This is a genomic window from Pseudomonas lini (genome assembly GCF_030812475.1).
In the GTDB taxonomy this organism is placed as follows: Bacteria; Pseudomonadota; Gammaproteobacteria; order Pseudomonadales; family Pseudomonadaceae; genus Aquipseudomonas; species Aquipseudomonas lini_A.
This window is the reverse complement of record NZ_JAUSSR010000010.1, coordinates 246,229-261,404: the sequence shown is the minus strand read 5'-3', so window position 1 is coordinate 261,404 and position 15,176 is coordinate 246,229. Positions and strand designations below refer to the sequence as shown.

Genomic DNA, 15,176 nt, shown 5'->3' with positions numbered 1-15,176 from the left:
ATTTTCTGTGAACACAGAATCGGGAGTGACCTCGAATCCTGTGGGAGCGAGCTTGCTCGCGATGACGATCTGACAGTCACCGAAAATCCCGCGCCTAGATCCGCCCTTCAGGCGCATATGGCGCCGGATCAATAATCGGCTCACGCCCCACCATCACATCCACAAACAACTGACACGACGCCGGTGCCAATACCAGGCCATTGCGGTAATGCCCGCAGTTGAGCCACAGGCCCTCGAAGCCGGGCACCCGGCCAATGAAAGGAATGCCCTGCGGCGAACCCGGCCGCAACCCGGCCCAATGCCCGACCACTTCAGCCTCCGCCAATGCCGGGATCAATTCCACCGCTGACGCCTTCAGGCTTTCCAGGGCCGACTCGGTTGGGGTCTTGTCGAAACCTTCATGCTCCAGGGTGCTGCCAACCAGAATATGCCCGTCGCGCCGAGGAATCGCATAGCGCCCCTTGGCCAGGACCATGCTCGGTAGAAAATCCGCCGCGCATTTGTAAAGAATCATCTGTCCCTTGACCGGTTCCACCGGCAGGTCCAGACCCAGGCTCTTGAGCAAATCCCCGCTCCAGGCGCCAGCCGTCAGAACCACCTGATCGCGGCGAATGGCGCCCGCCGTGGTTTGCACCCCGACGACAGTAGCGCCTTCACGGATGAACCCGCTGACTTCGCACTGCTCATGAATCGTCACGTTCGGCAACGCCAGCAACGCAGCCTTGAGGGATTTCACCAGCCGCGGATTGCGCACATTGGCCACATCAGCCATGTAAATCGCCCGGGAAAAACCGACACCAAGTACTGGCACCGCATCGTGGGCCGCCGAGATATCCACAGCCCGCAACGGTCGGTTTTCCCGCTCGGCCCAGGCCAGCGCCTCGACTTCATCATCAAGATCCAGCCAGTACAAGCCGGTGGTGTGCACCTCCGGATCAATGCCGGTCGCCGCGAACAACCGCTCGCCCAGCTGCGGATAAAAGTCCTGGGACCAATGGGCCAACGCGGTGACCGCCGGGCTGTAGCGCCATGGATAGAGCGGCGAAACGATACCGCCACCGGCCCAGGAGGACTCCTGTCCGACATTCGAACGATCCAGCAATACAACGCTCTGCGCTTCGGAGGCGAGATTGAATGCCGTCAGCAACCCTATTACGCCGCCACCGACAATCACCACTTGCTGTTGCCTGGTCATGTTCTGATCCAACCGTTAAATAGACAGAGGGCGAAAAGGCGCCCAAAAAAGAATTCAGCGACCCCAGCAATTCTTGGTGGTCACGCCAGCTGCAGCATTTTCCATGCTTCTGACGCCGGTATTGGTGATGGTGAAATCCCCACACTTGTCCGTCGCCATGGCGCTGCCGGCCTTGCGCACAGCCGTCAACTTGAAGGTCTGATCGGCCAGGGCCGCAGTGATCGTGTAGAAATCATTGCCCGCACTCAGGCCGGTGGCAGCGGTGTAGACATTCGACTTCGAATAAAAACGTTCGAGAATCTGCGCCTGTTCGGAGAGCAAACCCGCCACTTCGGTCCGGCGACCTTTCTTCACGTACTCGGTGAGGCTCGGGTAGCCAATGGTGATGACGATCCCGATGATCGCAATCACGATCATGATTTCAATCAGGGTAAAACCTCGGTTGGTTCTGCGCATGCCTCAACTCTCACTTACTGTATTTGTCGCCACATGATGCGACGGCCGTCATTGCCGCCACCCTTTTCAGTCAGCCGGGTCACCGTCGCACTGGAATCGCCCACGATCTTGGCGGTGCCACCGTTGACGATGGCGTTCAACACCGGCATCCCGCCGGTGAAAATCACTCCGCTGGAAATCGTGTCGCTGCTATCGACGAGGTTGTCGCCATTGGTATCGAGTACCGCGTAGTTGAACATTTTACCGCTGAATGCATCCAGTTCGATCAGTTTGCCTGTGCCGAAACTGGCACAAGGGTCCGTGGTGTCGACGCTGGCGGTGGTAAATACAATCCGCCCCAGAACCAGAGCCGCCTGGTTGATCACCCGCTCACCGGTCAACACACTGTTGTAGACCAGGGGCAGGTACCAGCCCTTCTCGGCCGGGTAGGTCACTTCGTTCTGGCTGGTGGTAATGAACTGCCCCGAGCTTCCCGAAAACACGCCCGTCACCGCCTGGGCCTGCAAACTGGACGTGGTGATCTGCCCGCTGCCACCGTTGGCGTCCCACACCGCATAGAACGCCTGTAGATCCTTGTTGGTCTTGTCGGCCGTCTCGTTGAATTTTCCAGTCCCGAAAAATACCACCTTGCCGCCCAGGGGGTTGTCCGCCAGCAGCGGTTGCGCAGTGATCGGCTGAGTGGCGCCGCCCGCGGTGGTAAACAACGGCTTGCCGGCAAACGCCACACCCCAGGTGTCCGTGGTAGCGCCACTCAGGTCAAACTTCCACAACCGCCCTTTCAGGTCACCACCGTAGGCGGCCTGCACCACATTCTGCGAGTTGACCTTGAGTTTCACCGAGGACAGGCCATTGGTGGTTTCGGTGCTGTCGATGACGATCTTCTTGATCAGCGACCCATCACGGATGTCCACCACGTACAACGCCGCCACCCCCGAACTGCTGCCATAGCCGTTGGAGATGAAAGCCGCCCAACGGCCATCGGCCAAGCGTGCCACTTCCGGGCGGGCGTAGGCATAACCCAGGTCATTGAACACGTTCGCGGTATTGGTCGTGGTCGGCGCACTGATCTCCCATAATGCCTTGGTCACGTTGCCGGCCGCAGCGTCGTACAGCTGCACGGCGTAAAACGTCTTGCCGCCTGCGCCGGTACCGCCCAGTGCCAGGGTTTTCCAGGCACTGTTGAGCTGGGCATCGAACACCCCGAGCTGACCATCGACCACAAACTCGTGACCGACACCGTTGAGGTAGGCGGTGTCGGCGATATTGCGCAGGGAGGGCAGCACACTCGACGGCATGTAGGCATAACGCCGGGTGCCGTTGGCCGGATTGATGACGTTTACAAAGCCGTCATTGGCGTTGACCACCAGACTGGCGGTCATGTTGGCGGCCTTGGTGGCCAGGTAGGTGCTGTAGCTGGTGTCGCCTACCAGGTCGGCGGCGGTCTTGTCCGACGGCGACGCCAGGACCAGGGGTGAATTGATGATGTCGCCGAGTAATACGCTGCGCACTTTCAACCCGGTTTTGTTGACGCCCTTGCTCCACTCCACCAGGTCGCTTGCGGTAATGCCGGTAGGCAAGCCCTGATTGAGGATCGCCTGCTGCGCCGGGGAAAAGTTGGCATAGGCCAGGGTCACGGGCACATTGGTCAGGGTGTTCCACGACTGATAGGTCGGCGCCGTGGCCCCGGGCACGATGGCCGTGTCGGTGGTCCAGAGTACCGAGGCGGTATTCACTTCGCCGCTGGAGGTGAAGCCATAGGACTTGATGGTGCCGCGCCAGTCCTTGGGGTCATAGCTGGTCTGGTAATAGGAGGCGCCGACCCCGACGATCGAGCTGCTGGTGATGCCGCTGCCCCCGGAACCGGCCTTGGACGTGATGTCGCTCAAGGCCGATGACAATGCCGTGTTGAGGCCGGCACTGTCAGTCGCCTGGTAGTACTTGCCCTGACCGTACCTTGCTGCATCGGACAACATCTGGTTCGCGGCGGTGAACCCTACGGTGTAGGTGTTCATGTTCTGTTTGGGGAAGTCCGCCGCATTCCAGTTTTTGCCAGCGACATCGGTACCGGTGGTGCGCATGTCGATGTCAAAGGCGAATTTGGCCATGTCGTCCAGGTACAGGGTATCGCCCTCTGCGTCACCGAAAAGGTTGTCGCCATCGTTGGTGCTGATCCCGTCCCAGTTCGGCAAACGGCTGCCGCCGAGCGGATCATTGGAGGGAAAGGTCCGGTCGAAAGTGGGCAGGCCATCGGTGATCACCACACCGTAGTTTTTCTGGCAGCGATACTGGATCGGACTGGTGTAGGTGCTTGGTGTCGAGTTGTAGTACGGCGCCAGGCCACGCATGTACCGGGTTATCTCGTAATAGGATTCCGCCAACGGGGTGTTGGCGATGGCGCTCAAGCCACTGATCGAGGCGATCAGGGCGGTGTAGTTGGTGTTGGCCTGGGTCTGGGTGACGCTGCCGCTGACGGGAGACAGATCGCTGACCGGGCGGGCGATGAAACCACCGGGGCCGGAGTTACTGCTGTTGGGCGGGTTGAACGTCGCCAGGCCGATTCGCAGCGCGCGATTGCTGCTGACCAGGTTTGTCGACACGTCCTGCGCCACGCTGATCCGGTAATCGTTTGGGATCGCGCCACTGCCACTGGTGAAGTCCCGGTTCGAACCATTGGCCAGGCTCACCAGATAAGACAAGTAGTCAGCGGTGTAGCGGGTATTTTCATTGCCCACCGGGTCGGGCAGCTTCAGACATATGGAGGACAGCCCCAAAAAACCGCGGTAGAAACCGTACCAGTTACCGCTGGTCGAGCACCCTCCCCGGTTAAGGCTGGACAGGAGAATGTTGGTGTCGCTCATGTCCAGATTCTGACCGCTGAAGCATGAGGTGTTGGAACTGCAAATGGCGATCTGCGGGCGGCTGACCGTTGGATCGAACCCCGGCGCCCAGATGATGTTGTTCATGCTCCCCGAATCATCGATCAGTAGCATCACGTTTGGCGGGACGGCGGCGGCACTCAACAGCGGCGAGTCCGAGGGGGTGAATCCATAGGCCGGGGCCGACAGATACAACCCCAGCACGGCGCCGCAAAACAGCCTCCACAGTCCGGCGCGCCGTTCAGTACTTCGCATAGATACTCTCCACCACAGTACGAACGTTGTTGCCCGCGATGGCCACGGCGGTCACCCGGTACAACGTTGCCGAGGTGTTGCTGGGGACATTCACGGCGTTCAAGGTGGTGCCGATGTTTTGCACTCCGTAGAAGCCACCGCCGGCGGCGATCCAGGTCACCCCCGAGGTGGAGTTGAATCCGGCGCCGGTGAGCGTCGAGGACTCCCCCGGTGGCGCGCATTGGATGGTACCGCTGCAGACCGGCAACGAATAGGTGTCCAGCTGCACGGCACTTTCGCCGATACGCAACGCGGCTTCGGCGGCCTGGAACGATTGATTGCGAAGGGTCACGCTGCCAGCCATTTTTTCCTGCAGGGTGGCGTTCTGCATCGATGAAATGCCGATCAATGTCAATAGCAAGAGGAACACCAGGCTCACCAGCAGGGCCATGCCGTGCTGGGAGCGAACGCTCGCGGAGGAGAAACTCATCGGCCCTCTCCTCATGGCAGCCGGTTGCGCAAAGCGGCAACCACGTTGAAGGTTTGCTCGCGCACCCGGGCGTTCGGATCTCTGAGGGTCAACGTCAGCCGGACGCTGCGGATTCGCGCAGGGTCCGTCGGGTTGCTGCTGTAGCTGGAAGCGGACACGTCGGTGGCTGAACTGGCGAGGCCGAAGCTCACGTTGAAGGCGCTGACGTTATCGACCAACACCACCTGGGTCGGCGTACCAAGGCCGGACCCCATCGTCAGTTGGTTATTTTTAAGGTTGTAGATCAGCCGTCGGATCGGAAACGCCAGCTCTCCCGATGCAGGGGGCCGCGCGCCGGTAAAGGCCGTCGCCGCGTTTCTGCAGTCCGAAACCACGGTCCATGCGGGCGTACCGCCACTGTTGCCCACATCGGCAGTCACCAGGGTCAGTTTGAGATTGGCATTGTCCCAACTGATCGGCGTTGCCTGACTGGCTGTGAAATCGCCCGCCGAACTGGCGTCCGTGATCGCCCCCAGGCAACCGAACATGCCGACCATGCGAATTTCCTGGATCATCTTGCTCAACACGAATCGTGCATCTTCCTGCATGTTGGCCGCGGCGTTCTGGCTGACATAGGTGTTCTTGGCCGCAATAAAAACCTGTGCCACGCCCAGCACCACGATCAGGCTCAACGCCAGGGCGATCAGCAATTCGATCAGGCCGAAACCTTTGCTGGCGTTATTCATGGCGTCGATACCGGATCGACGGTGGCGCGACTGGTCAGCACATAGCTGCGCCGCGAATTGGCGGTATTGGCCGCCCGCGAGTCGTCCCAGGTGATGGTGATGGTGTATACCCGCTGATTGCGCGTGACGCTGCCTGTCGCGGTGGCGCCGAGGGCGTTGGCGATGTTGGAAGTGAAGTCGTACAAGTCCTGATCCCGGGCGACGCCAAGGTTGCCCGAGGTGGGTGGGGTGACGGTGTAATCGGCTGCGGAATTGGCGCGAATGCGATCCATCAGGTCGTAGGCGATAAAACTGGCCTGGCTGGTCATCCGCGAGCTGTCGGTGTATTTCAGCGCATTGAGCTGGATCGCCGCCGCCCCCAACAGGCCAACGCTCAGAATCAGCAACGCCACCAGAACCTCGATCAGCGTCATGCCCTCCTGTGCACGCTTGCTCCATCCCCTCATCCGCAACTTCCACCCAATAGAATTCGTCCATTCAAACACACATTCAGCGTCCTGCTTTGCGCCCCCAATACGTAGCCGATCACCATCGGCGTAGAGGCTGCCGACAAACCGCCCAGATTGTTGAAATCGATCGCGGTCACACCTGAGGTTAGCGTCAGAGTCGCCCCGCTGCTCATCGCCGGAACAACCCGCAATACATTGGCCAGATTGCCCGTACCGTCGTAAACCGCCAACTCCCCGGTCCAGCCGCTACCGCCCGCGGTTGGACGAAGCCGGGTGGTAATGCCCCGGTCGATGGCTTCCAGTCTCGCGAAATTCAGGGCGCGTTGCAGATCCCCCATTTCGGTGTCGGCCTTGGCACTTTGCACCGAACGGGTAAATGCCGGAACGGCCATCGTGATCAGGATCAGAAACACCGCGAGCGCGACCAGCAACTCGATCAGCGTGAAACCTTTTGTACGATGATCCATCGTTGCCCTCCGTAGCCTTCGGCTATACCTGCTTCTACACGCTAGAACATTCGACCGGCAGATGTTCGGTTGATTTGCCATTACTTGCGCAAGGATCGCGCGAGCCACCGCTCCATGAAGGGAGATGTCATGCGTCAGCAAGGTTTCAGCCTGATCGAACTGCTTATGGGACTGACGATTACGGGGATTGTTCTGTCATTGTTCAGTCCGGCTGTAGCGGCGCTCACCGAGGCGAACCATCGCGAGGAGGCGGCGAATGCCCTGGTCGCTGGCCTGCGCAGCGCCAGGGCCGAAGCGATCACGCGGGGCCAGACCGTCATCATTCACGCCATCAACGGCGACTGGGGCCAAGGTTGGCGGATCATTGTGGATGCTAATGGCAAGGGATACGAGGACAACAGCAATCCATTGCTGGTCGAACGCCGGAGTGGGACCCGGGTGCCGATCTTCGGCAATCAATATGTCAGGACGTCCATACACTTCAGCAATCTGGGAGAACCGCTGCACAATGGCTTTCAAGCGGGGACATTGCATGTGTGCGCGGCCCGCGAGCCGATCAGCCAACACCAGGTGGTGCTGGCCTCGAACGGCCGTGTCAGCCTGCGCAGTCAACGAACTGAACAGGCGTTGTGCGCGGGAGGAAAAGACTCAGAGCAAAGAGCGGACGCGTAATTCCTTAGGCATGGAGAAGGTGATGTTCTCTTCGCGACCCGCCAGCTCGTCGGCCCCGGTGGCGCCCCACGCCTGCAACTGCTGGATCACGCCACGCACCAGGACTTCCGGCGCGGAAGCGCCAGCGGTGATGCCGATGCGCTCGACACCTTCGAACCAGCTCCTCTGCAGATCTTCGGCACCGTCGATCAGGTAAGCCGGAGTCGCCATGCGTTCGGCCAGTTCACGCAGGCGATTGGAGTTGGAGCTGTTCGGGCTGCCGACCACCAGCACCACGTCGCACTCGTCGGCCAGTTGCTTGACCGCGTCCTGACGGTTTTGCGTGGCGTAGCAGATGTCGTCCTTGCGCGGACCGCCGATCGCCGGGAAGCGCGCACGCAGGGCATCGATGACGCGACTGGTGTCATCCATGGACAGCGTGGTCTGGGTCACGAACGCCAGCTTTTCGGGATTGATCACTTGCAACGCAGCGACGTCTTTTTCGTCTTCGACCAGGTAGATCGCCCCACCATTGCTGCCATCGTACTGGCCCATGGTGCCTTCGACTTCCGGGTGACCGGCGTGGCCGATGAGGATGCATTCACGGCCGTCGCGGCTGTAGCGCGCCACCTCGATGTGCACCTTGGTCACCAGCGGACAGGTCGCGTCGAACACCTTCAGGCCACGGCCGGCCGCTTCGGTACGTACAGCCTGGGACACGCCGTGGGCACTGAAGATCACGATGACGTCGTCCGGCACCTGATCCAGTTCCTCAACGAAAATCGCGCCGCGAGCACGCAGGTCTTCGACGACGAATTTATTGTGGACCACTTCGTGACGCACGTAGATCGGCGGCCCGAAGACTTCCAGGGCACGGTTGACGATTTCGATCGCCCGGTCCACGCCGGCGCAGAAGCCACGGGGGTTGGCGAGTTTGATTTGCATGCTGTGCCTCGTGTCTTGACCTGTGTAGGAGCGAGCTTGCTCGCGAAAAACGATCAGACGACTCGTTTCGCCAGGATGTTCGCGCCATCGTTGACGCCCATCGCGAGCAAGCTTGCTCCTACAAAAGGCCGGTTGGGTCGGTTACAGCGATTTGACGTCGATGATCTCGACGTCAAAGGTCAATGTCTTGCCAGCCAACGGATGGTTGAAGTCGATGGTCACTTGCTCGTCATCGAATTCCTTCACCACGCCCGGCATCTCGGCATTGGCCGCATCGTTGAAGATCACCAGCAAACCCGGTGACAGTTCCATGTCCTTGAACTGCGAGCGCGGGATGATCTGCACGTTCTGCGGATTGGGCTGGCCAAAAGCGTTTTCCGGTTGAATCGTCAGCGTACGCTTGTCGCCGGCCTTGAAGCCGAACAGCGCCACTTCGAAACCTGGCAACAGGTTACCGTCGCCGACCTTGAAGGTCGCCGGGGCTTTGTCGAAGGTGCTGTCGACGGTGTCGCCGTTCTCCAGGCGCAGTGCAAAGTGCAAGGTGACTTCCGTGTTCTGGCGGATGCGTTGCTCAGCCAATACCTGCTCAGTCATGAACGGTTTCTCCGGTTTTCTTGGTTTTGAACATGTCCAGCGCCAGCATGACAGCACCTACGGTAATCGCGCTATCGGCGAAGTTGAACGCCGGGAAGTGCCACTGGTTCTGCCAATGCACCAGGATGAAATCGATCACATGGCCATAGGCAATTCGGTCATACAGGTTGCCCAACGCGCCGCCCAGCACCAGCGCCAAAGCGACGGCCAGCCAGGTTTCGTTGCGGCCAAGGCGTTTGAGCCAGACCACCAGCACCGCACTGACCACAATCGCGATCAAGGCGAACAGCCAGCGCTGCCAACCGGAACTGTCAGCCAGGAAACTGAACGCCGCGCCCGTATTGTAGGCCAGGGTCCAACTGAACAGATCGGGGATCACCACGATCTGCTGGAACATTTCGAGCTTGCCTTCGAAGTAGAATTTGCTGGCCTGGTCGATGACCAGGACCAGCATGCTCAACCAGAGCCAGCTCAGCCGTCCGAAACGGCCAACGCCATTAGGCATAGTGACGAAACTCGCCGGCGCCGCTGATGTTGTCGACGCAACGACCGCAGATTTCCGGATGCTCCGGGTTCACGCCGACGTCTTCACGGCAGTGCCAGCAACGAGCGCACTTGGCGTGGCTCGACTTGACCACTTGCAGTTTCAAACCGGTGACTTCGGTGACTACCGCGTCCGCCGGTGCCTGAACAAAAGGCGCAACAGTAGCGGTCGAGGTGATCAGAACAAAGCGCAGTTCGTTGCTCAGTTTGGCCAGGTCGGCGCTCAGCGCGTCTTCGGCGAACAGCGTCACTTCGGCTTGCAGGTTGCCACCGACGGCCTTGGCCGCACGCTGGATTTCCATCTCCTTGTTGACCGCGACCTTGACCGCCATGATCCGCTCCCAGTAGGCGCGGTCCAGTTCGACGCCTTCGGGCAGCTCGGCCAGGCCTTCGTACCAGGTATTGAGCATCACCGACTCGTTGCGCTCGCCCGGCAGGTACTGCCACAGCTCGTCGGCGGTGAACGCGAGGATCGGCGCAATCCAGCGCACCAGCGCCTCGGAGATGTGGTACAGCGCGGTTTGCGCCGAACGGCGGGCCTTGCTGTTGGCGCCAGTGGTGTACTGACGGTCCTTGATGATGTCCAGGTAGAAACCGCCCAGCTCCTGCACGCAGAAGTTGTGGATCTTGGAGTAGACGTTCCAGAAGCGGTATTCGCCGTAGTGCTCTTGCAACTCGCGTTGCAGCAGCAGCGTGCGGTCCACGGCCCAACGGTCCAGTGCCAGCATTTCTTCGGCCGGCAGGATGTCGGTGGCCGGGTTGAAACCGGTCAGGTTCGAGAGCAGGAAGCGCGCGGTGTTACGGATACGCCGGTAAGCGTCCGCACTGCGTTGCAGGATCTGCTCGGAAACCGCCATCTCGCCCGAATAATCGGTAGAAGCCACCCACAGGCGCATGATGTCGGCGCCCAGGGTGTCGTTGACCTTTTGCGGCGCGATCACGTTGCCAAGGGATTTGGACATCTTGCGGCCGGACTCATCGACGGTGAAGCCGTGGGTCAGCAGTTCGCGGTATGGCGCGTGGTTGTCGATGGCGCAACCGGTCAGCAGCGACGAGTGGAACCAGCCACGGTGTTGGTCCGAGCCTTCCAGGTACAGGTCGGCCCGCGGGCCGGTCTCGTGGCCCATCGGATGCGAACCGCGCAGTACGTGCCAGTGCGTGGTGCCCGAATCGAACCAGACATCCAGCGTGTCGCTGATCTTGTCGTACAGCGGCGCTTCGTCACCGAGCAGTTCGGCGGCGTCCATCTTGAACCAGGCTTCGATGCCTTCGACCTCGACGCGCCTGGCCACTTCTTCCATCAGCTCGGCGGTACGCGGGTGCAGCTCGCCGCTTTCCTTGTTCAGGAAGAACGGGATCGGCACGCCCCAGTTGCGCTGACGGGAGATGCACCAGTCCGGACGGTTGGCGATCATCGAGTGCAGGCGCGCCTGGCCCCAGGCCGGGACGAACTTTGTCTCTTCGATGGCCTTGATCGCCCGCTTGCGCAGGGTGTCGCCGCTCGCAGGTTCTTTGTCCATGCCGATGAACCACTGCGCGGTGGCGCGGTAGATCAGCGGGGTCTTGTGACGCCAGCAGTGCATGTAGCTGTGTTCGATGACAGCGGTGTGCAGCAGCGCGTCGACTTCGGCGAGCTTGTCGACGATGGCCGGATTGGCCTTCCAGATGAACTGGCCGCCAAAGAACTCCAGGGAGGTCGCGTAGACGCCGTTGCTCTGTACCGGATTGAGGATGTCGTCGTTGACCATGCCGTATTTCTTGCAGGTCACGAAGTCGTCCACGCCGTAAGCCGGAGCGGAGTGAACCACCCCGGTGCCAGCCCCCAGTTCAACGTACTCGGCCAGGTAAACCGGCGACAGGCGATCGTAGAACGGGTGACGGAAATTGATCAGTTCCAGTTCTTTACCTGTGGTGGTCGCGATGACCGAACCTTCCAGGCTGTAACGCACCAGGCACGACTCGACCAGCTCTTCAGCCAGTACCAGCAGCTTGTCGCCGACGTCGACCAGGGCGTAGTTGAATTCCGGGTGAACGTTCAGCGCCTGATTGGCCGGGATGGTCCACGGTGTGGTGGTCCAGATCACGATCGAAGCCGGTTTGGCCAACGATGACAGACCGAATGCGGCAGCCAGCTCGGCTTCGTCGGCAATCGGGAAGGCGACGTCGATGGTCGAGGACTTCTTGTTCTCGTACTCGACTTCCGCTTCCGCCAGGGCCGAACCGCAGTCGAAGCACCAGTTCACAGGCTTGAGGCCCTTGAACACGAAACCGCCCTTGACGATTTCCGCCAGGGCACGGATTTCACCGGCCTCGTTCTTGAAGTCCATGGTCTTGTACGGGTTGGCAAAGTCGCCCAACACGCCCAGACGGATGAATTCGGATTTCTGGCCTTCGATCTGCTCGGTCGCGTAGGCACGGCACAGTTCGCGGGTCTTGTCCGCGCCCAGGTTCTTGCCGTGGGTCACTTCGACTTTGTGTTCGATCGGCAGGCCATGGCAGTCCCAGCCCGGAACATAAGGCGCGTCGAAACCCGACAGGGTTTTCGAACGGATGATCATGTCCTTGAGAATCTTGTTCAGTGCATGACCGATGTGGATCGTGCCATTGGCGTACGGAGGACCGTCGTGCAGGACGAACTTCGGACGATCCTTGCCAATCTCGCGCAACTTACCGTACAGGCCAATGCTGTCCCAGCGCTGCAGAATCTGCGGTTCGCGCTGAGGCAGGCCGGCCTTCATAGGGAAGGCGGTGTCCGGAAGGTTTAGCGTGGCTTTATAGTCGGTCATTTAAGGCTCTTCATTAGCGATTGGCGCTAGGTGCGACAGGGCACGGGCGGCGGCAACATCCGCATTGATCGCCGTCTTAAGCGCCTCCAGAGAGGCGAAACGCTGCTCTTCACGCAGCTTGTGGTGGAAAACCACCGTCAAACGCCGGTCATACAGATCGCCGGCAAAATCTAAAAGATGCACTTCAAGGTGGGCTTTGCCATCACCCTGAACCGTGGGCCGCACGCCGATATTGGCGACACCTGGCCAGGTCTTGCCGTCGATATCGACGTTGACCAGGTACACCCCGGTCAACGGCACGCGACGACGCTTGAGTTGTATGTTGGCCGTGGGCGTACCCAACTGGCGGGCCAGTTTCTGGCCGTGCAAGACCCGCCCGGCAATCCGGAACGGGCGACCAAGCAGTTGCTCGGCCAAGGCAAAATCGGCAGCGGCCAGGGCATTGCGGACCTGAGTGCTGCTGACCCGTATGCCATCCAGTTCGACCGTCTGCGCCGCTTCGACGGTAAAGCCTTGCAGGACGCCGGCCTGCTGCAGGAAAACGAAATCCCCTACCCGGTCACAGCCGAACCGGAAGTCATCACCAACCTCCAGATGCTGGACGCCGAGACCGTCCACCAGAATGGTATCGACGAACTCGCTGGCGCTTAGCTTGCTCAGGCGCTGGTTGAACGCCAGGCACAACACCCGGTCGACACCTTCCAGGGCCAGCAGCTGCAATTTGTCTCGCAGGCGGGCCAGACGGGCGGGTGCCGTGTCCGGGGAGAAGAATTCTCGTGGCTGCGGCTCGAAAATCACCACGCAGCTGGGCACGCCCAACTCGAGCGCTCGCTCACGCAGCCTCGCCAGGATTGCCTGGTGACCACGGTGAACACCGTCAAAGTTGCCAATAGTGGCGACACAGCCCCGATGCTGGGGGCGCAGGTTGTGGAGGCCTCGAACCAGCTGCATAACGCGCTTCTTGCTCATAAAGTGGTCGATTATAACCACACACGGCGGCCGACGACAGGCAACACCGTAACCAAAGTGATCGAACCGACAAAACCGCCGGCTCGCCCGTGTTTATCGAGGTCGCAACCTCAGCTCAGCGCCTTGCGATTGAAGTCGCGCAAACGAAAGCCCATCAACAGCAACATGCCGAAATACGCCACCACGCCAGCCGCCACCAACGCGCCCAGACGCAGGAATCGTTCGAGCATGTGCCCCTGGTCCCAGGCCGGCATGAAATGCATCGCGCCGAGCAAGACCGCGGACATCACCAACACCGCGATCACCAGTTTAAACCCGAATTTCGCCCAGCCAGGCTGCGGCTGGTACATCTGCTGCTTGCGCAGTTGATAAAACAACAGGCCGGCGTTGAGGCAGGCACCGGCGCTGATGGCCAGGGCCAGGCCGGCGTGAGCCAGCGGGCCGATCAGCACCAGGTTGAACAATTGGGTGCACACCAGGGTGAAAATCGCGATTTTTACCGGAGTGCGGATGTTTTGTTGCGCATAAAAGCCCGGCGCCAGCACTTTGATGACGATAATCCCCAGCAGGCCGACCGAATAGGCGACCAGTGCGCGCTGGGTCATGGCCGCATCAAATGCACTGAACTGTCCGTACTGGAACAGTGAAACCGTCAGCGGCTCCGCCAGGATCCCCAGCGCCAGCGAGCACGGCAACACCAGTATGAAGCACAGGCGCAGGCCCCAGTCGAGAATTCGCGAATATTCGTGGCGATCCTTGCTGGCGAAGGACTTGGCCAGGGTCGGCAGCAAGATGGTGCCCAGCGCTACGCCCAGCACACCGGACGGCAATTCCATCAGGCGGTCGGCGTAATACATCCAGGACACGGAACCGGCGACCAGGAAGGAGGCGAAGATGGTGTTGATGATCAGCGAAATCTGGCTTACCGACACGCCGAGTATCGCCGGCGCCATCTGCTTCAGCACCCGCCAGACCCCGCTGTCGCGCAGGTTCAGGCGCGGCAATACCAGCATGCCGATCTTTTTCAGGTGCGGCAGTTGATAGAGCAATTGCGCCAGGCCACCGACCAGTACCGCCCAGCCCAGGGCCATGACCGGCGGGTCGAAGTACGGCGTCAGGAACACCGCAAAGATGATCATGCTGACGTTGAGCAGCGTCGGCACGAAGGCCGGCACCGAGAAGCGGTTATAGGTATTGAGGATCGCCCCGGCCAATGAAGACAGGGAGATCAGCAATATATAAGGGAACGTCACCCGCAGCAGGCTCACGGTAAGCTCGAACTTCTCCGGGGTATCGGTGAATCCCGGCGCAGTCGCCCAGATGACCCACGGCGCCGCAATCATGCCCAGCGCAGTGACCAACGCCAGCACCAGCGTCAGCAAACCGCAGACATAGGCGATAAAGGTTCGCGTCGCCTCCTCGCCTTTCTGGTTTTTGTATTCGGCCAGTATCGGCACGAAAGCCTGGGAAAAAGCGCCCTCGGCGAAGATTCGCCGCAACAGGTTGGGCAGTTTGAAGGCGATAAAGAAGGCGTCAGTCGCCATCCCCGCGCCAAATGCACGCGCGATAAGCGTGTCACGGACGAACCCCAAAACCCGGGAAAGCATTGTGATAGAGCTGACAGCGGCCAACGATTTGAGCAGATTCATTGAAAGAGTTTGTGCCTGTCGATAAACAGCAGGCGAACAAAGCGCCCACTTATGCGATACTCCGCGCCGCAGCAGCACAGAGCCAAAGCTCGCGAGTTTACAGGTCAAGCGCCGGAAATAAATATCCCGCCTCTTTATACCTACCAC

14 protein-coding genes are annotated in these 15,176 nt (G+C 60.3%); 1 reads left to right on the top strand and 13 read right to left on the bottom strand.

Going from position 1 to position 15,176, the window contains the following annotated elements:
• Positions 1-94 precede the first annotated feature (94 nt).
• Genes thiO through J2W17_RS20485 form a run of 7 tightly spaced genes read right to left on the bottom strand, consistent with a single transcriptional unit; the run spans position 95 to position 6,892 of the window.
• Positions 95-1,195, bottom strand: a complete 1,101-nt coding sequence (thiO, locus tag J2W17_RS20515; protein ID WP_307338362.1) for a glycine oxidase ThiO — start codon at positions 1,193-1,195, stop codon at positions 95-97.
• Positions 1,196-1,249: 54 nt separating this feature from the next.
• Entirely contained in the window at positions 1,250-1,651 is a 402-nt protein-coding gene (locus J2W17_RS20510; RefSeq protein ID WP_307338359.1) for a type IV pilin protein, read from the bottom strand.
• 14 nt (positions 1,652-1,665) lie between these two features.
• A complete protein-coding gene (locus J2W17_RS20505) occupies positions 1,666-4,782 on the bottom strand; it encodes a pilus assembly protein (protein ID WP_307338356.1) in 3,117 nt (1,038 codons plus the stop codon).
• A complete protein-coding gene (locus tag J2W17_RS20500; protein WP_307338353.1) occupies positions 4,769-5,251 on the bottom strand; it encodes a pilus assembly PilX family protein in 483 nt (160 codons plus the stop codon). Before J2W17_RS20500 ends, J2W17_RS20505 begins: the two co-directional genes overlap by 14 nt.
• 11 nt (positions 5,252-5,262) lie before the next feature.
• Positions 5,263-5,976, bottom strand: a complete 714-nt coding sequence (locus J2W17_RS20495) for a PilW family protein (protein ID WP_307338350.1) — start codon at positions 5,974-5,976, stop codon at positions 5,263-5,265.
• Entirely contained in the window at positions 5,973-6,422 is a 450-nt protein-coding gene (pilV, locus tag J2W17_RS20490) for a type IV pilus modification protein PilV (protein ID WP_307338347.1), read from the bottom strand. The genes J2W17_RS20495 and pilV overlap by 4 nt, the downstream gene beginning before the upstream one ends.
• Positions 6,419-6,892 (bottom strand): GspH/FimT family pseudopilin, encoded by a 474-nt coding sequence (locus J2W17_RS20485; RefSeq protein ID WP_307338344.1) that lies wholly within the window; start codon positions 6,890-6,892, stop codon positions 6,419-6,421. The genes pilV and J2W17_RS20485 overlap by 4 nt, the downstream gene beginning before the upstream one ends.
• 129 nt (positions 6,893-7,021) lie before the next feature.
• On the opposite strand from J2W17_RS20485, the gene J2W17_RS20480 reads away from it, so the two are divergent.
• Complete coding sequence (locus J2W17_RS20480) at positions 7,022-7,564, top strand: GspH/FimT family pseudopilin (RefSeq protein ID WP_307338341.1); 543 nt, start codon at positions 7,022-7,024, stop codon at positions 7,562-7,564.
• On the opposite strand, the gene ispH is transcribed toward J2W17_RS20480, so the two are convergent.
• From ispH to murJ, 6 genes are all read right to left on the bottom strand, one after another.
• The gene (gene ispH / locus J2W17_RS20475; RefSeq protein WP_307338338.1) at positions 7,541-8,488 is read right to left on the bottom strand and encodes a 4-hydroxy-3-methylbut-2-enyl diphosphate reductase; all 948 of its coding nucleotides are present in this window, start codon (positions 8,486-8,488) and stop codon (positions 7,541-7,543) included. The genes J2W17_RS20480 and ispH overlap by 24 nt on opposite strands.
• Before the next feature lie 141 nt (positions 8,489-8,629).
• Complete coding sequence (gene fkpB, locus J2W17_RS20470; RefSeq protein ID WP_307338540.1) at positions 8,630-9,067, bottom strand: FKBP-type peptidyl-prolyl cis-trans isomerase; 438 nt, start codon at positions 9,065-9,067, stop codon at positions 8,630-8,632.
• 7 nt (positions 9,068-9,074) lie between these two features.
• The gene (gene lspA / locus J2W17_RS20465) at positions 9,075-9,587 is read right to left on the bottom strand and encodes a signal peptidase II (RefSeq protein ID WP_307338335.1); all 513 of its coding nucleotides are present in this window, start codon (positions 9,585-9,587) and stop codon (positions 9,075-9,077) included.
• Positions 9,580-12,411 carry an isoleucine--tRNA ligase gene (gene ileS, locus J2W17_RS20460; RefSeq protein WP_307338332.1) on the bottom strand — a complete coding sequence of 944 codons (2,832 nt, stop codon included), beginning with the start codon at positions 12,409-12,411 and terminating at the stop codon, positions 9,580-9,582. The genes lspA and ileS overlap by 8 nt, the downstream gene beginning before the upstream one ends.
• Positions 12,412-13,362 carry a bifunctional riboflavin kinase/FAD synthetase gene (gene ribF, locus J2W17_RS20455; RefSeq protein WP_307338329.1) on the bottom strand — a complete coding sequence of 317 codons (951 nt, stop codon included), beginning with the start codon at positions 13,360-13,362 and terminating at the stop codon, positions 12,412-12,414.
• Positions 13,363-13,490: 128 nt separating this feature from the next.
• Positions 13,491-15,029, bottom strand: coding sequence for a murein biosynthesis integral membrane protein MurJ (gene murJ, locus J2W17_RS20450; RefSeq protein ID WP_307338327.1), 1,539 nt, complete (start codon positions 15,027-15,029; stop codon positions 13,491-13,493).
• Between the last annotated feature and the right edge of the window lie 147 nt (positions 15,030-15,176).

Excerpts from the sequence above, each read along its gene's own strand:
- thiO (WP_307338362.1), bottom strand. The coding sequence starts at position 1,195 with ATGACCAGGCAACAGCAAGTGGTGATTGTCGGTGGCGGCGTAATAGGG.
- J2W17_RS20510 (WP_307338359.1), bottom strand. The coding sequence starts at position 1,651 with ATGCGCAGAACCAACCGAGGTTTTACCCTGATTGAAATCATGATCGTG.
- J2W17_RS20505 (WP_307338356.1), bottom strand. The coding sequence starts at position 4,782 with ATGCGAAGTACTGAACGGCGCGCCGGACTGTGGAGGCTGTTTTGCGGC.
- J2W17_RS20500 (WP_307338353.1), bottom strand. The coding sequence starts at position 5,251 with ATGAGTTTCTCCTCCGCGAGCGTTCGCTCCCAGCACGGCATGGCCCTG.
- J2W17_RS20495 (WP_307338350.1), bottom strand. The coding sequence starts at position 5,976 with ATGAATAACGCCAGCAAAGGTTTCGGCCTGATCGAATTGCTGATCGCC.
- pilV (WP_307338347.1), bottom strand. The coding sequence starts at position 6,422 with ATGAGGGGATGGAGCAAGCGTGCACAGGAGGGCATGACGCTGATCGAG.
- J2W17_RS20485 (WP_307338344.1), bottom strand. The coding sequence starts at position 6,892 with ATGGATCATCGTACAAAAGGTTTCACGCTGATCGAGTTGCTGGTCGCG.
- J2W17_RS20480 (WP_307338341.1), top strand. The coding sequence starts at position 7,022 with ATGCGTCAGCAAGGTTTCAGCCTGATCGAACTGCTTATGGGACTGACG.
- ispH (WP_307338338.1), bottom strand. The coding sequence starts at position 8,488 with ATGCAAATCAAACTCGCCAACCCCCGTGGCTTCTGCGCCGGCGTGGAC.
- lspA (WP_307338335.1), bottom strand. The coding sequence starts at position 9,587 with ATGCCTAATGGCGTTGGCCGTTTCGGACGGCTGAGCTGGCTCTGGTTG.
- ileS (WP_307338332.1), bottom strand. The coding sequence starts at position 12,411 with ATGACCGACTATAAAGCCACGCTAAACCTTCCGGACACCGCCTTCCCT.
- ribF (WP_307338329.1), bottom strand. The coding sequence starts at position 13,362 with ATGCAGCTGGTTCGAGGCCTCCACAACCTGCGCCCCCAGCATCGGGGC.
- murJ (WP_307338327.1), bottom strand. The coding sequence starts at position 15,029 with ATGAATCTGCTCAAATCGTTGGCCGCTGTCAGCTCTATCACAATGCTT.